A 14,210-nucleotide genomic window follows, 5' to 3' on the forward strand; every position below is an offset into this window, starting at 1 on the left:
ATTCATTTAGTAGTAACTATCGTTTAAAAAGTTAACTTTCCAGAGTGTATATCTTCGGTCATACCATCATAAGGAGCTTGTGAGACAACCTGTTCGTTATTTAATCCTTCATTTTGGAAGAAAGTGATATCTGCAAACTCAGGAACCACATGCTTAGGGTAAGTTTCATATTTTAAGCGTGATTCTTCCATTAGATCTATGAAGTCATTTTGATAACAAACAGTAATTTCTGGATGTTCATGAACCCATTTAGGGAAGAAAATTATTCCATGCATACGATTTTCATTAGGCATAAAATTGAGTGATACATCTGTACCTGTTGGTTCAGTCCATGACACTTTAAATACACCATCTACAATTTTAACTAGATCTACTTGTTGGTCACGAACCCAGCGTCCCCCTACCATTCCACTGTGGATACGGTAATCAATGGTGTTTTTATTTTTGATGTAGATCTCGTATTCCCAACCGTTTTCATATGTATAAATTAAATGGCTTCCTAAAAATTCTTCTAGTTCCTTCAACACATAACCACTCCTTTGAATTCATCTGGTTTTACACTTTAGCTCTTAATACAACTTTCTACACCAGCCAACAAAATTCCTGCAAAGAACCTATAATAAATTAAGTTATTATAAATAATCCAATAAAAGTATCAAATAATATGAATGAATTTATGTAAAGGAGGCGAATTTCTGTGGACCAAAGTCAACTACAAGAATGTATTACTGAATGTGAAAGTGCACTATCTCATTTAAATAATGCTATGAGTAAAGCACACGAACAAGCTAAACAAAAAATGCAACATGCTTCTAAAGATTTAGAAGAGTGCATTGCTGAATGTCGTGAACTACTGTAATAAAAAGAAAACCCCCTCAACTTTTTAGAGATGAGAGGGGGTTCCTTATTGCATGAAGGACAAAAACCAAACAGCATGATTTTGCTCGTCAGCTGCAGCACGTCTAAATGCTTCTTTGACATATGGATCGTTTGATCTGTCTGCTAAATCTAAATAAAAATCAACGGTTTCTTGTTCATCGTTAAAAGCAAAGCGTACCCCATCACGATAATTATTAGGGCATTCTTCGGTAATCGAATAAGTAGGCTTTTTGCCAGTCATATTGATATAAATACTTGAAAATTTTTGTAAATGCATTTTTTCATCATTTATTATTTCAAAAATTCTATTCAACTGACTTTTAGGTGCCATTTTAGCAAGTTGTTCATAACATGATATAGCACTAAATTCTCCATTAATTGCTTTTTGAAGATAGTTAATAAAAGCGTCATGACTTGAAGTGCGGTAATGATATGGATCATTTATATATTGGTAATGTGAATACATAGTATCTCTCCTTATAAGGTAGTATCTATGTATTTATATGAACACCTCGTAGGTGAATGTGCTAGTACATCTAACTATACTTTCAAGTTTATCTCAACTGATTCAAACAACTCCTCCAATATAACCAACACTTTCTTCCGTATAGCCGGATTAAAGTATCTCCGTTTTTCTTTGTATTAAAAGAAATCTAGCGTTGAAAACCAGGGCTTTAATCATATGGAAAACAAAAATTCGTCACTGAAATTAAAATTGAGCAAAATGAAAAATAGGCTAACTGTAGTTTTAAAATAAAGTCGTGATGTTTGGAAAAAAGATACGATGTTTAAAATAAAGTCGCGACGTTTATAAAAAAGTTGCGAAGCCTTACCCCTTTGGATATGATTGTCTAAAGGGGTGTTTTTGTGACGAAAAGAAAAAGAACATCTAAAGTCGATAAGTGGATTAAAGAAGGTAGAGGAACTGGGAGTGGTGCAGATTATCAACCATGGCTAAAAAATTCAATGTTTCCTCGTTAGGTCGGTCGACGAGATTAAAAGGTATAAAAACTGGCAGACAACATGAGTTTTTATCGGATTTGGAGCGAAATTACTTTATACATCTGAATATTCCGATGAAATATTAGATTTCCGTGAACAATTTCCACTGTTACCTCTAGAGGAAACAATTATTATTGCGGATGAGCTCGGTATTAAAGATCCAATTATGAAAATAGTAATTGTTCAACCTTGGGTTAGAGGGTTAGAGATAGCGGATGATATGCATAGTATTCTATTTACTTCACATTTTTATTGTATGGATACATTTTCAGTTCCTTTGAAATTAATCTGTAGTTAGTGTTTTATTGAAATCATTTTCTTTAGAGGAGGAGTCTTTTTGGAATTTAGCACTGAAAGATTAACAATTAGGCCGTTTTTGAGTAATGACTTACATGATGTATTTAACATTTACAATAATGATGATATATGTAAATATCTCTTGCATGATACGTGGACACATGAAAATATGCAGGAAGAGTTTAATAAAAAGCTAGAAAATAGAACACTCACAAAAGAAGGAATGTTAAGTTTAGCGGTAGTAAACGATACTAACGTAGTTGGTGATTTATCTGTATGGTATACAGATATGAAAGATACAGTTGAAATTGGTTATAGTTTTTCTAAGACTGCTTCAGGAAAGGGTTATGCAACAGAAGCTGTGAGTGGTTTAGTCAAGAAGTTATTTGATGAGTTTGATGTGCATCGCATACATGCTAACCTTGATGCAAGAAATGAAGCATCACAAAAATTATGTGAGCGTATAGGGATGAGAAAAGAAGCTCATTTCATTCAAGATTTTTGGAATAAAGGTGAATGGACAGATAGCATAGTGTATGGAATGCTATTTACAGATTTAAAATAAGGGGATTACTTTATTGTAAAAAAATACAATAATAGCATATTTCGCATAAGTCCTTTCGAATTAACGTGGAAAAAGAAAAGCACCTACCGAATAAGTAGGTGCTAACCTTTTATATCAATAGTTTGACCATTACGAAAACACCCACGAGTTCACCCACGAAACACCCACGGATTTAGGAAATGATTGACTTTAATTGATATAACTAATTATTTAAAAGGTTGATTTATCAATCATTTGATATGATCTGGTCAAGTTTCTTCCTATTAGAATGTAGTCCGTACGCAAGTACATCCTTGGGAAAGAGAACAATACATCCAAACATATTAAGAAGCAAAACCCTTGGCACTTTTGGTGTCGGGGGTTTTATTTTGTTTTAAAATTAGTGGTTTTCAAGTCCCGCAGCGTCACCCACGAAACATCCACAGAAATTATGAAAGGTGGAATGGCACAAATTTATTTGTTTGTTTCTTAAACATGTTCAATTACTTTTAAGAGAGAAAATTTATAAAGTAAGGAAATACTTAAGCCCTGGCGTGGAAAGCCGGGGCTTAAATGAAAACTAAATAATTTTATTTTTAGTCAATTAAATTCATTTAGTAGTAACTGTCGTTTAAAAAGTTAACTTTTCAGAGCGTATATCTTCGGTCATGCCATCATAAGGAGCTTCTGAAATAATCTGTTCGTTATTCAATCCCTCATTTTTGAAGAAAGTGATATTTGCAAACTCAGGAACCACATGCTTAGGGTAAGTTTCATATTTTAAGCGTGATTCTTCTATCATGTCTATGAAGTCATTTTGGTAACAAACAGTAATTTCAGGATGTTCATGGACCCATTTAGGGAAGAAAATTATCCCATGCATGCGCTTGTCATTAGGCATAAAATTGAGTGATACATCTGTACCCGTTGGTTCAGTCCAGGACACTTTAAATACACCATCTACAATTTTAACTAGATCTACTTTTTGGTCGCGAACCCATCGGCCCCCTACCATTCCACTGTGGATGCGGTAATCAATGGTGTTTTTATTTTTAATGTAGATTTCGTATTCCCAACCATTTTCATACGTATAAATTAAATGGCTTCCTAAAAATTCTTCTAGTTCCTTCAACACATGACCACTCCTTTGAATTTATCTGTTTTTAAACTTTAGCTCTCTTAATACATCCTTCTACACAACCCAACAAAATTCCTGCAAAAACATCATGATTCTATTAAATTTATCCATACTAAAAAAAGCAGTGCTCTTAAATCATACACCATTGCTCCAAGCCCACCACTCATAAATGGTAGGTATTTTATTTAAAATGAAAATGGACCGGCGTGGAACAACCGGTCCTAACAAATGACGTGGATTATGAATTTCAAAATGTCTATGCTAAATTTCTATCTCTTACAGTTCCTCATTCATCCTCATCTGCTGGAGTAAACAATAAAGGTAAGCAACATAAAGCACCGATTCCTACTAATGTATAGGTGACTCTGGATAGTACAGCGTCTTACCCCCAAAATATAGGGGCAACCAAATCAAATTGAAATAATGCAATTAACCCCCCAGTTTATGCCGTTGTGGGGAAGTCGTTCTTCTCTGTAGTCAAAGAGTTGCAACGTCATCTTAACAAAGGCACATTATAATTAACAAGTCGTGAATACAATATCTATGTAGTTAACAAAAAGCCCAGGTGAGGAAAGCTTGGGCTTGAATGTTTAAACTTATATTCATTTTTTTAATGATAACCCTTCTTCTTCTAATGAAGCTCTCATAGTAGGTAAAGAAGCCGGTCCAATACCATGAAATTTTAATATTTCTTTTTCAGTGTACTTCGATAATTTTTCCAAAGTATCAATTCCTTCGTGAATTAATGCATTTCTTGCAGGTGAACTAAGTTTCGAAAGGAATCCACTTTTAGGTTTATTCTCTTTATCACAGGTAGGGCAACTTCGACACTCACTACTTTTGTAATACTTATGTCCCTTTTCACAAACTTTTAATTTTTTTTCTGCTGCCAAACTAATCCCTCCAACTTTTACAATTAATAATTAAATTCTAGCACAAATAGTGTGAAAAGACTCCGGCGTGGAAAACCGGTGTCTTTTAAATACTATATTATTAATATCCTTTTGCTCATCGTTTTGAAAATTATTAATGCACAATTGCGATTAAGCATGCATGCCTTGACTACTTATCTACAACCGAAGTAGGTACATTATTTGAGTAATTTTCTACAATACTTGTATTGTCTGCCTTTTCAAAAATATTAAAATAATAATCGGAATGGTCAATAGGATAATAATTCTCAGGGCTTTCATTCAAAGAGATTTGAACTTTGTATGTAGCATCTTCATCTGCTGCTTTGAATTTAACTGATCCATTAGTGGATTCATCATTTAAAGAGAGGTTTGCAGTTAGTTTATGATGAGTATACTCACCATCTATTTCTCTAATTTCTCCTATAAAAAAATTTGATCACGGTACTCTGATAAAAGAAAATTTTTATTAGTAGATGTTGTTATATCAACAACAGCCCCTTGTATGTTATTGGTTTCAATAAATGCTTGTAGAGCTTTGTTTTTTGTAGCATAAGTATCTTCACTTGAATTTAAATCATAACCTGAATTGCATCCAATTAATAATAATAAGAAACTAATCATTACAATAGTTCTTTTCTTCAAATGAGAACCCCCCCATATAAATTATAGAAACACAACTGATATAATTATATCAGTTGTGTTTCTGGTAGATAAACTATTAAAACTGTACAAAATATGTTCCATTAGGTTCATCGGTTGACATTCGCTGAGGTGAGCTGGCTTTAATGTCTTCATCTAATAGTTTATAGCATTTGAATACGCTCTTAAATTACCATATATTCTATCATAATAAGGGGAAAATCTGACGTAACCTGTTTCATTTGTTCTTCTCCTATGTGTTTTCTTTTTGTGTATTATTTAGTAATTCTACAACACCTTCGATAGAATTTAATAACAAAGATGCACCCTCCCTAATATATCTATATTTGGTGTTTGCAGTAAAATATGATGTAATCTCCAGGGTTATAGACAGATTGTTGTATGTTTTTTGATAATGAAACAACATTTACAAAATATATATATTGGTAGGTTTTTATGAAAAAAATATAAATAATCAACTATTTGATGTAAGAATATTGTTATGATACATTTCGTTAACAATTTTATGCTAGGAGGATATGTTTGAAAAAAGTCGTTATTAGTTTGTGTTGTTGTTGTGTATTTATTGTGATGACTGGTGGTTGTCAACAGATTGAAGAAAATGAAACTATATTTATAGGTGAAAGTAGTAATTGGATAGTTAAACTAGTTGAATATCCTGATGAACATGGAGAGTTTGTTGTCGTACCAAATATGGATATAAATAAAGACATCACAGATTTCTCAGTGTTTATTGATGGAGAAAATAATAGTTCAAGTTATAATAAAAGCATTTTAAAAAAAGGAGAAGAAATATCTATTTATGAAGTTGAAGAAAGAGTAGAAAAGTTTAAAAAACATGATTCTTTAAAAGTAATTATTACTTGGGACAATGAGCATGAGGAATTTCATGTAAAATAGTTGAAATTGAATTGTAATGTGTTACAAAACACCCTCCAAAAACACCCCGAAAAGTTAATCATTAGAACTATCTTTGATTTGATTAAAAATATGATTCGTATATAGCCATGGATTTTTTCATCTATTCGTTACAGTTTAATTTGTTTGAGTTGAAATCTGAATTATGTATCAAGATACAGAAAGGAGATTATTTCCCCATCTGTATCTTGGAGAGGAGAGTGTATAGAGTGAATACATTTAAAACATATTAATAACCACCATAGCCACCACCGAAGGAAGCACCAATGATGATTAAAAGAATAAACAGGACTACAATCAATGCAAAACCAGATCCATATCCAACACCTGCACTCATAAAGTAACACCTCCTTGAATTAAGATATTACATGGTATGCAGATTTCTAGAAACTGCATTGGCAAGGGTCATTTTTTTTTTGAAAATAGGCAGATTTCATCTTATAAAAATGAAACGTGTTACAGATAGAACCACGAATAAGCAAAATCTCTAAACAATGTCCCTCTAAAGGTTACTTCTACATTTTAAAATCATGGAAATAAGGTACACAAGGAGTATTTGTGGCCTATCAATTGAAACAAGTATTAGAATTGCTTTAATTTTCCGCTTCTCTAATATATCTTAACTTCGCAATACGATTTGATTTAAAGCCCTTCACTTGTAGGAACAAAATCTGTTCAAAAGGTGGCAGAACTGACATTACCTATAACTGCGTTTGGTTTAGACGTTCTCGATGATCTAGTATCAGTTGATGTTGTTCCAAATCTAAATGAGGTTACTCAAAATGCTCGTATTATAAGGGATAAGGTCGTTAACATCGGAGTTCTGCCAGTAACAATTACTGTTACAATTGCAGGCATAGATTTACCAGTTACGTTATCCACTTCAATTCCTTTTCAAGAGCACACAGACTTTCCAGGAGCTTGTCCAGAAGATACCTTACAAGAAACACCTCTTGAAGTGGAAGGAATTTTCACTCAACCTGGGGTACCAGTAATAACTGGACCTGTAGTTGGTGACTTGGTTACAGGTATTTTATTTAAAGTAGTTTTACGAACAAATATAACTGTTATTCGACCAGTTATTCAAGATGCGCAAGGAAATGTTTGCGATGTAAATCAGAATCGCTGTGAAAATTTAGGGGATGCACCTTCCTTCACACTTCCTGCACCCGAAAATGGTAATGGTTTATTATAATAATTAACGAGACTACCACTCAAGTTATATCTATTGTAATTTGAGCAATGTCCTTATCATCGTTTCCATTTCTTCTTTCAAATTCCGATTAGTAAATAATGATGATAAGGACTATACATTTAATATTAAGAATGGAAGAGTTCACCTACAAACATCTAAATAGCTTTATGGAATATCACTCTTAATTAACATAATATTATTACAGTGAAATTATAGGGTATTGCTTAGATTAATACAAAAAAGTGCGTACTTTATTAAGTACGCACTTTTTTGTATACCTAAACTTATTTATATACTACGATACAATCCGACAACTTTTCCTAATATACTGACATTATAATAAATTAGCGGCTCCATGGTTGCATTTTCTGGCTGGAGACGTATATGATCCGTTTCTTTAAAGAAACGTTTCACAGTTGCTTCACTGTCTTCTGTCATCGCAACTACAATATCACCGTTTTCTGCTGTGTTTTGTTGTTTGACGATTACTTTGTCTCCATCTAATATACCAGCTTCGATCATACTATCTCCTTCAATGATCAGTACAAATAACTGTTCGCTTACATGCATCTCATTGTGCGGAATCGGTATATATTCTTCAATATTTTCAACTGCTGTAATCGGAAGACCTGCTGTTACTTTCCCGATTACAGGTGCAAAAGTGGCTTCTGTTTTTGGAATATCCAGTTCCCCATCTTGTGGAAGTACTTCTATAGCTCTTGGTTTAGTAGGATCACGTCTGATATAGCCTTTCTTCTCCAATCTGGCTAGATGACCGTGAACGGTTGAACTTGATGCTAAACCAACTGCTTCCCCAATCTCACGAACAGATGGCGGGTATCCTTTTAGCTCTACTTGCTCTTTAATATAAGCTAATATCTCCTCTTGTCGTTTTGATAGATTTGTCATATTTAAATCTCCTTACACGTATTATTTATTAATAAAAGTATAGCACAGCGAGGTAATATTTACAAACATTCGTTCGAGAAAAACTGTTGACACGGACACCTGTTCGTGTATAATAAAGGTACGAACAAAAGTTCTGTGGAGGGATTTATTATGTTAAAAAATATATCTAAGGTTGACATTTTCTATTTGATTGCATTTATACTTGCTCTTGTCTTTTTTTATTTTTCAGCTGTAACAAGTATATAGAATAAAGGAGTAAATCTATGACGAAAGCGATCATTTATTGTCGTGTTAGTACAGAAAAGGAAGTACAAGAAACATCTATTAACAGGCAACAAGAAGAATTGCAATTGTTTGCAAATAAATATAATTTTGAGATCATCAAAGTAATAGAAGAAAAACAAAGCGGTTATGAAATTGAACGAGAAGGTATTTTCGACATGTTAGAGGAATTTCAAAATGGAAATGCAGACACACTACTTGTTCAAGATGAAACAAGACTTGGAAGAGGAAATACAAAAATCGCATTACTTCATCAACTGCATCGATTAAATGTGAACATATACACACTATCACATCATGGTGAATTACAACTATCAGAAGGCGATTCGATGGTGTTACAAATTGTTTCGATAGTAGAAGAATACCAAAGGAAATTACATAATGCGAAAATTAAAAGAGGGATGAAGAAGGCGGTAAGCAATGGTTTTAATCCAACTGATAACCTTTCAAATCAACATCTTGCTAAAGGTAGAGAACGAAAAGAATTTCCGATAGAAGAAGTAATCAGATTAAAGAAGAATAATTTAACTTTTAAAGAGATTGCATCCGTTTTAAGAGGCGTGGGCTACGATGTATCTAAAGCAACAGTCCATCGTCGGTATCAGGAATATCAATCACTTGAAAACTTACAAAATCAAGATTAGAATAAAGATAGGGTATACTATTCGTGTATACTCTTTTTTCATGTAGAGAATGTAAAATATGATAAATGAGTGAACAGTTATTTTGGAATAGAAAAGAGGTGTCAACTCTCTATGTTATCGAAGGAAAAAATTGCTCGTATTAATGAATTAGCGAACAAAGCGAAAAATGAAGGATTAACGGATGAAGAAAAGCAGGAACAAAAATCTTTGCGTGAAGCTTATCTGAAAAACGTTAAAAAATCATTTAAAAACCATATGAAAGGGATGACAGTCGTCGATCCTAACGGAAATGATGTCACTCCGGAAAAAGTAAAACATTTAAGAGAGAAGAAAAAGTAGTGATTTCTACTTTTTCTTCAAAATCTGATAAAATGTAACAAATACTGGATATTCCTAAAGAAATTACTCGCTTTTTGACTTGATATACTTGTCTTTAAAGTGATTTCGTTATAGGATTATAAATGTGCGTACATATTTTGCAATTTTGAAAGGGGACAAATTAAACGATGGCAAAGCAAATTGAACAAATGTCTATTAATGCAATTAGAACATTGTCAATAGACGCTATTGAAAAAGCTAATTCTGGTCATCCAGGGTTACCAATGGGTGCGGCTCCAATGGCATATACTCTCTGGACACAACACATGAATCATAACCCAAAAAGCTCTAAATGGTTTGATCGTGACCGTTTTGTATTATCCGCAGGTCATGGTTCCATGTTACTTTACAGCTTACTTCACTTGTCAGGTTATGATGTAACAATTGACGACCTAAAAGGGTTCCGTCAATGGGATTCTAAAACTCCTGGTCACCCGGAAGTACACCATACTGATGGGGTGGAAGCAACTACAGGTCCATTAGGTCAAGGTATTGCGATGAGTGTTGGTATGGCAATGGCAGAAAAACACTTAGCTGCGAAATACAATAAAGATAAATATAATGTAGTAGATCATAATACATTTGCCATTGTTAGTGATGGAGATCTAATGGAAGGTGTCTCTCATGAGTCTGCCTCTCTAGCTGGTCACTTAAAATTAGGTAAACTAATTGCTTTATACGACTCTAATGACATCTCATTAGATGGTGACCTAAACAAGTCATTCTCTGATAGTGTAGAAGATCGTTTCAAAGCATATGGATGGCAAGTAATCCGTGTAGAAGATGGTACGGATGCAGAAACGATTTCAAAAGCTATTGCAGATGCTAAAGCAAACACAGAACAACCAACATTAATTGAAGTAAAAACTGTAATTGGTTATGGTTCACCTAACAAATCTGCTTCATCTGCTTCACATGGTGCGCCACTTGGAGAAGACGAAGTAAAATTAACAAAAGAATTCTATGACTGGGAACATGAAGATTTCCACGTACCTGATGAAGTATATCAGGATTTTGAAACAAAAATTGTTGAAAACGGTAAAAAAGTAGAACAAGAATGGAAGGAATTATTCGATTCTTATAAGGAAGCATATCCTGAACTTGGTCAGGAATTAGATAATGCAATTAATAATAAATTACCTGAAGGCTGGGATAAAGATTTACCAGTATATGAAGCAGGTAAAGATGAAGCAGCTACACGTGCAACATCTGGTGAAGTATTAAATGCCATTGCTAAAACTGTACCAACATTATTCGGCGGTAGTGCAGACTTAGCAGGTTCTAATAAAACTAATCTTAAAGATACTGGGGACTTCTCAGCAGCTACACCTGATCAACGAAATATCTGGTTTGGTGTGCGTGAATTTGCAATGGCAGCTGCATTAAACGGTATGGCATTACACGGAGGACTAAAAGTATTCGGTGGTACTTTCTTTGTATTCAGTGACTATTTACGTCCAGCAGTCCGTCTATCAGCTATTCAAAGCCTGCCTGTAACATATGTATTAACACATGATTCTATTGCAGTAGGGGAAGATGGTCCTACACATGAACCTGTTGAACAACTAGCTGCATTCAGAGCAATGCCAAATCTGTCTGTTATTCGTCCTGCAGACGGTAATGAGGTACAAGCTGCATGGCGTTTGGCGATTGAATCTACTTCACAGCCAACAGCACTAGTGCTTACTCGTCAAGGACTGCCTACATTAGCAGGTACTGCTGATAAAGCATACGAAGGTGTGAAACAAGGCGGTTATGTAGTAAGCCCTGCTTCTAAAGAAACGCCAGATGCTATCCTTGTTGCTACTGGTTCAGAAGTTCAGCTTGCAGTAAAGGCACAAAAAGCATTAAAAGAAGAAGGTAAAGACGTGAGTGTTGTAAGTATTCCATCATGGGATCGTTTTGACAAACAAGACGCAGCTTACAAAGAATCTGTATTACCAAGTGCTGTAACGAAACGAGTTGCGATTGAAATGGCTTCTTCATTAGGATGGGATCGTTATGTTGGTCTTGAAGGAAAAATCATTTCAATTGATACATTCGGTGCATCCGCAAACGGAAACAAAATTATAGAAGAATATGGCTTCACTGTAGAAAATGTTGTAAAACACGTAAACCAATTATTCTAATACATTAAAATGGGACAGAGGACAGGTTCCTCGTCCCATTTTTTTACGTATACAGGTAAATACACAAGTGCTTGTATTATTAAATGACTTTTACTATACTATATAAGAGACAATTTTAAGGAGGAACGATGGAATGAGCACTATTCTTTGGATTATATTTATCGTGGTTGCTCTTTTGGCTGGGGTTGCCCTAGGCTTTTTTATCGCGAGAAAGTATATGATGAACTACTTAAAGAAAAACCCACCAATTAATGAACAAATGCTGAGAACATTAATGATGCAAATGGGGCAAAAGCCGTCACAAAAGAAAATCAAACAAATGATGCGTTCGATGAACAATCAAACGGATAACAAATAAAAACGCATTGTAACATAATTGTCGAATTAGAATCCTTGCTATAAAACAGCAAGGGTTTTATCATATTTATAGAACTAATATCTATAAATATTGTGGAGTCTGGAGTGACAAACTTGAATGAAGTAAATATTTTTATTGCATTTGGTGCAGGTTTTTTATCATTTATCTCCCCGTGTGTATTGCCGCTATACCCCGCATTCCTTTCATACATCACTGGTATGAGTGTGAACGATATAAAAGAAGAAAAGGCAATGTTCAATTATAAAAGTATTCTACACACATTATTTTTTCTGCTGGGGTTTTCTAGTATATTTATCCTTCTCGGTTTCACCACTAGTTTTATGGGTGAATTTTTAACGAGATGGGACGATTTAATAAGACAAATTGGCGCGATCTTAATCATCTTTTTTGGGCTTATAATAGTAGGCGCGTTAAATTTTAATTTCTTAATGAAAGAGAAAAAAGTACACTTTAAAAATAGACCTACAGGCTTCATCGGGTCGTTTGTCATCGGTATGGCATTTTCACTAGGGTGGACTCCGTGTACAGGTCCGATTCTTATGGCTGTCATTTCTCTTGCCGCAGCGAACACTGAATTAGGAATTATATTAATGACTGCCTATTCATTAGGTTTCGCTATTCCTTTCTTTATTCTTGCCTTTTTTATTGGTAAAATGAAATGGATCAAGAGAAATTCACAAAAGTTAGTAAAAATCGGTGGATACGTGATGATTTTTATGGGGTTCTTCTTATTTTTCGATTTAATGACGAAGCTCACATCATTTCTTGCAGGATTTTTTAACTTTCAAGGATTTTAACAAACAGATCGAGATATACTAACAATATTCGGAGGGGAAATCTATGGTAAGAACTAATGATTTAATTTTAAAAACGATGACAGTATTAATCGCTTTTATTTTATTTGGGTTTGCAGTGAATTTATTTTTTGCAGGCCACAATGAACCGGGCGGAGGTTTCATTGGAGGTTTAATGACTGCAGCGGCAATTGTTCTGATGTATATGGCTTATGGCGAGAAAGTTGTTAATAAAGTCTTGCCATTTAATTACCGTACCCTGACTGCAATTGGGCTGATTATTGCGATTGCTACTGGTGTTGGATCCTTACTGTTTGGTCAGCCTTTCCTTAGCCAAACATTTGATTATTTTCACGTTCCTGTATTCGGAGAGGTGGAACTGGCAACAGCACTATTATTTGATTTGGGTGTTTATTTAACGGTTATTGGAGTAACAATGACGATTGTCTTAACTATCTCCAGTGATCGATAAAATACGCAGCAAGACACGCTTAACGTAGGTTTTGACGTGTTCTTGCTGCGTATTTTTTATTTCGGTAATCTTTAGGTGAGTATTTAAAGTAAGGTTCATATTGTTTCATATCGATCGATTTTTCTTTTAGTTTCTTGCGCAAAAATTTATGATCTCGTTTAGGTGTTGCCATAATATAACCTTGAATTAATGTTTCTTGTGTAATTTCAGTTTCATCCTTCTTAAGCGCCAACTGACCTATTTTTCCAGCAATCTTCTGTCTGGCTATATCACGAAACAATTCTGGTACTGGTGATACTAATTCTTCAAGAAAGGCCTTTTCATCGTCTCTCCATAGGTGTTTAGATTGTTCTATATAATATTTTTCCCAATCTAAATCAGATTTCCCATCATCTTTTGGCAAGCTTTTTAAAAATTTGCGAAACATGAAATATCCACCGATTACAATCAGACCTAATAAAATAAAAGTCCATACAACGATGAATAGCATAAAGTTAAAGGACATAAGGGTGACACCTGCCTTTCTTATTTATTATCATTTTATTTTTATGTAAAATATAGTAATATAACTATGAATCGTAAATTTAATCATGAATATTTATATTTCTCATATAATTTACTAGATCGTTGATATTATAGCATGATTAGACTTTTTAACAAAATAATTTTGATGAAA

Annotated in this window: 18 protein-coding genes and 1 pseudogene; 11 read left to right on the forward strand and 8 right to left on the reverse strand. The window is 33.9% G+C overall.

Annotated features, from left to right (window positions below; genetic code table 11):
• Positions 1-23: 23 nt before the first annotated feature.
• Positions 24-524, reverse strand: a complete 501-nt coding sequence (locus BM121_RS19205) for a phenolic acid decarboxylase (RefSeq protein WP_091485796.1) — start codon at positions 522-524, stop codon at positions 24-26.
• Positions 525-697: 173 nt separating this feature from the next.
• On the opposite strand from BM121_RS19205, the gene BM121_RS22215 reads away from it, so the two are divergent.
• Positions 698-859, forward strand: coding sequence for a hypothetical protein (locus tag BM121_RS22215; protein WP_175495507.1), 162 nt, complete (start codon positions 698-700; stop codon positions 857-859).
• 45 nt (positions 860-904) lie between these two features.
• On the opposite strand, the gene BM121_RS19210 is transcribed toward BM121_RS22215, so the two are convergent.
• The gene (locus tag BM121_RS19210; RefSeq protein WP_091485680.1) at positions 905-1,345 is read right to left on the reverse strand and encodes a ferritin-like domain-containing protein; all 441 of its coding nucleotides are present in this window, start codon (positions 1,343-1,345) and stop codon (positions 905-907) included.
• A gap of 401 nt (positions 1,346-1,746) precedes the next feature.
• On the opposite strand from BM121_RS19210, the pseudogene BM121_RS22615 reads away from it, so the two are divergent.
• Together BM121_RS22615 and BM121_RS19220 are read left to right on the forward strand one after the other, a co-directional pair.
• A pseudogene (locus BM121_RS22615) lies at positions 1,747-2,044 on the forward strand (hypothetical protein); the annotation flags it as partial.
• Positions 2,045-2,218: 174 nt separating this feature from the next.
• Positions 2,219-2,743: a GNAT family N-acetyltransferase gene (locus BM121_RS19220; protein ID WP_091485681.1), complete on the forward strand. Its 525-nt coding sequence runs from the start codon at positions 2,219-2,221 to the stop codon at positions 2,741-2,743.
• A 610-nt stretch (positions 2,744-3,353) separates the two neighbouring features.
• Here BM121_RS19220 and BM121_RS19225 read toward each other — a convergent pair.
• From BM121_RS19225 to BM121_RS19240, 3 genes are all read right to left on the reverse strand, one after another.
• Positions 3,354-3,854 carry a phenolic acid decarboxylase gene (locus BM121_RS19225; RefSeq protein WP_091485798.1) on the reverse strand — a complete coding sequence of 167 codons (501 nt, stop codon included), beginning with the start codon at positions 3,852-3,854 and terminating at the stop codon, positions 3,354-3,356.
• A gap of 608 nt (positions 3,855-4,462) precedes the next feature.
• On the reverse strand, positions 4,463-4,753 hold the full coding sequence (locus tag BM121_RS19235) for an RNA polymerase alpha subunit C-terminal domain-containing protein (RefSeq protein WP_091485684.1): 291 nt from the start codon (positions 4,751-4,753) through the stop codon (positions 4,463-4,465).
• Between the two features lie 441 nt (positions 4,754-5,194).
• Complete coding sequence (locus BM121_RS19240; RefSeq protein ID WP_091485686.1) at positions 5,195-5,416, reverse strand: hypothetical protein; 222 nt, start codon at positions 5,414-5,416, stop codon at positions 5,195-5,197.
• Between the two features lie 540 nt (positions 5,417-5,956).
• Between BM121_RS19240 and BM121_RS19245 the strand changes: the two genes are divergently transcribed.
• On the forward strand, positions 5,957-6,334 hold the full coding sequence (locus BM121_RS19245) for a hypothetical protein (protein ID WP_091485689.1): 378 nt from the start codon (positions 5,957-5,959) through the stop codon (positions 6,332-6,334).
• A gap of 247 nt (positions 6,335-6,581) precedes the next feature.
• On the opposite strand, the gene BM121_RS19250 is transcribed toward BM121_RS19245, so the two are convergent.
• Positions 6,582-6,689 (reverse strand): YjcZ family sporulation protein, encoded by a 108-nt coding sequence (locus BM121_RS19250; RefSeq protein ID WP_091485691.1) that lies wholly within the window; start codon positions 6,687-6,689, stop codon positions 6,582-6,584.
• A 345-nt stretch (positions 6,690-7,034) separates the two neighbouring features.
• On the opposite strand from BM121_RS19250, the gene BM121_RS19255 reads away from it, so the two are divergent.
• Positions 7,035-7,547, forward strand: a complete 513-nt coding sequence (locus BM121_RS19255) for a hypothetical protein (protein WP_091485694.1) — start codon at positions 7,035-7,037, stop codon at positions 7,545-7,547.
• Positions 7,548-7,835: 288 nt separating this feature from the next.
• On the opposite strand, the gene lexA is transcribed toward BM121_RS19255, so the two are convergent.
• A complete protein-coding gene (gene lexA, locus BM121_RS19260) occupies positions 7,836-8,456 on the reverse strand; it encodes a transcriptional repressor LexA (RefSeq protein WP_091485697.1) in 621 nt (206 codons plus the stop codon).
• A gap of 263 nt (positions 8,457-8,719) precedes the next feature.
• On the opposite strand from lexA, the gene BM121_RS19265 reads away from it, so the two are divergent.
• The 6 genes from BM121_RS19265 (at position 8,720) to BM121_RS19290 (ending at position 13,534) form a co-directional block, all read left to right on the forward strand.
• Complete coding sequence (locus tag BM121_RS19265; RefSeq protein ID WP_091485700.1) at positions 8,720-9,382, forward strand: YneB family resolvase-like protein; 663 nt, start codon at positions 8,720-8,722, stop codon at positions 9,380-9,382.
• A 111-nt stretch (positions 9,383-9,493) separates the two neighbouring features.
• The gene (locus BM121_RS19270) at positions 9,494-9,721 is read left to right on the forward strand and encodes a DUF896 domain-containing protein (protein WP_091485702.1); all 228 of its coding nucleotides are present in this window, start codon (positions 9,494-9,496) and stop codon (positions 9,719-9,721) included.
• A 167-nt stretch (positions 9,722-9,888) separates the two neighbouring features.
• Positions 9,889-11,889 (forward strand): transketolase, encoded by a 2,001-nt coding sequence (tkt, locus tag BM121_RS19275; RefSeq protein WP_091485705.1) that lies wholly within the window; start codon positions 9,889-9,891, stop codon positions 11,887-11,889.
• Between the two features lie 133 nt (positions 11,890-12,022).
• Complete coding sequence (locus tag BM121_RS19280) at positions 12,023-12,247, forward strand: YneF family protein (RefSeq protein ID WP_091485708.1); 225 nt, start codon at positions 12,023-12,025, stop codon at positions 12,245-12,247.
• 113 nt (positions 12,248-12,360) lie between these two features.
• Positions 12,361-13,065 (forward strand): cytochrome c biogenesis CcdA family protein, encoded by a 705-nt coding sequence (locus BM121_RS19285; protein ID WP_091485710.1) that lies wholly within the window; start codon positions 12,361-12,363, stop codon positions 13,063-13,065.
• 43 nt (positions 13,066-13,108) lie between these two features.
• Positions 13,109-13,534, forward strand: coding sequence for a Na(+)/H(+) antiporter subunit B (locus tag BM121_RS19290; RefSeq protein ID WP_091485713.1), 426 nt, complete (start codon positions 13,109-13,111; stop codon positions 13,532-13,534).
• 19 nt (positions 13,535-13,553) lie between these two features.
• Here BM121_RS19290 and BM121_RS19295 read toward each other — a convergent pair whose 3' ends face one another.
• The gene (locus BM121_RS19295; protein ID WP_091485715.1) at positions 13,554-14,039 is read right to left on the reverse strand and encodes a DUF2621 family protein; all 486 of its coding nucleotides are present in this window, start codon (positions 14,037-14,039) and stop codon (positions 13,554-13,556) included.
• Between the last annotated feature and the right edge of the window lie 171 nt (positions 14,040-14,210).

This window comes from Gracilibacillus orientalis, assembly GCF_900114645.1.
Taxonomy (GTDB): Bacteria; Bacillota; Bacilli; order Bacillales; family Amphibacillaceae; genus Gracilibacillus; species Gracilibacillus orientalis.

Excerpts from the sequence above, each read along its gene's own strand:
- BM121_RS19210 (WP_091485680.1), bottom strand. The coding sequence starts at position 1,345 with ATGTATTCACATTACCAATATATAAATGATCCATATCATTACCGCACT.
- BM121_RS19250 (WP_091485691.1), bottom strand. The coding sequence starts at position 6,689 with ATGAGTGCAGGTGTTGGATATGGATCTGGTTTTGCATTGATTGTAGTC.
- lexA (WP_091485697.1), bottom strand. The coding sequence starts at position 8,456 with ATGACAAATCTATCAAAACGACAAGAGGAGATATTAGCTTATATTAAA.
- BM121_RS19265 (WP_091485700.1), top strand. The coding sequence starts at position 8,720 with ATGACGAAAGCGATCATTTATTGTCGTGTTAGTACAGAAAAGGAAGTA.
- BM121_RS19270 (WP_091485702.1), top strand. The coding sequence starts at position 9,494 with ATGTTATCGAAGGAAAAAATTGCTCGTATTAATGAATTAGCGAACAAA.
- tkt (WP_091485705.1), top strand. The coding sequence starts at position 9,889 with ATGGCAAAGCAAATTGAACAAATGTCTATTAATGCAATTAGAACATTG.
- BM121_RS19280 (WP_091485708.1), top strand. The coding sequence starts at position 12,023 with ATGAGCACTATTCTTTGGATTATATTTATCGTGGTTGCTCTTTTGGCT.
- BM121_RS19290 (WP_091485713.1), top strand. The coding sequence starts at position 13,109 with ATGGTAAGAACTAATGATTTAATTTTAAAAACGATGACAGTATTAATC.
- BM121_RS19295 (WP_091485715.1), bottom strand. The coding sequence starts at position 14,039 with ATGTCCTTTAACTTTATGCTATTCATCGTTGTATGGACTTTTATTTTA.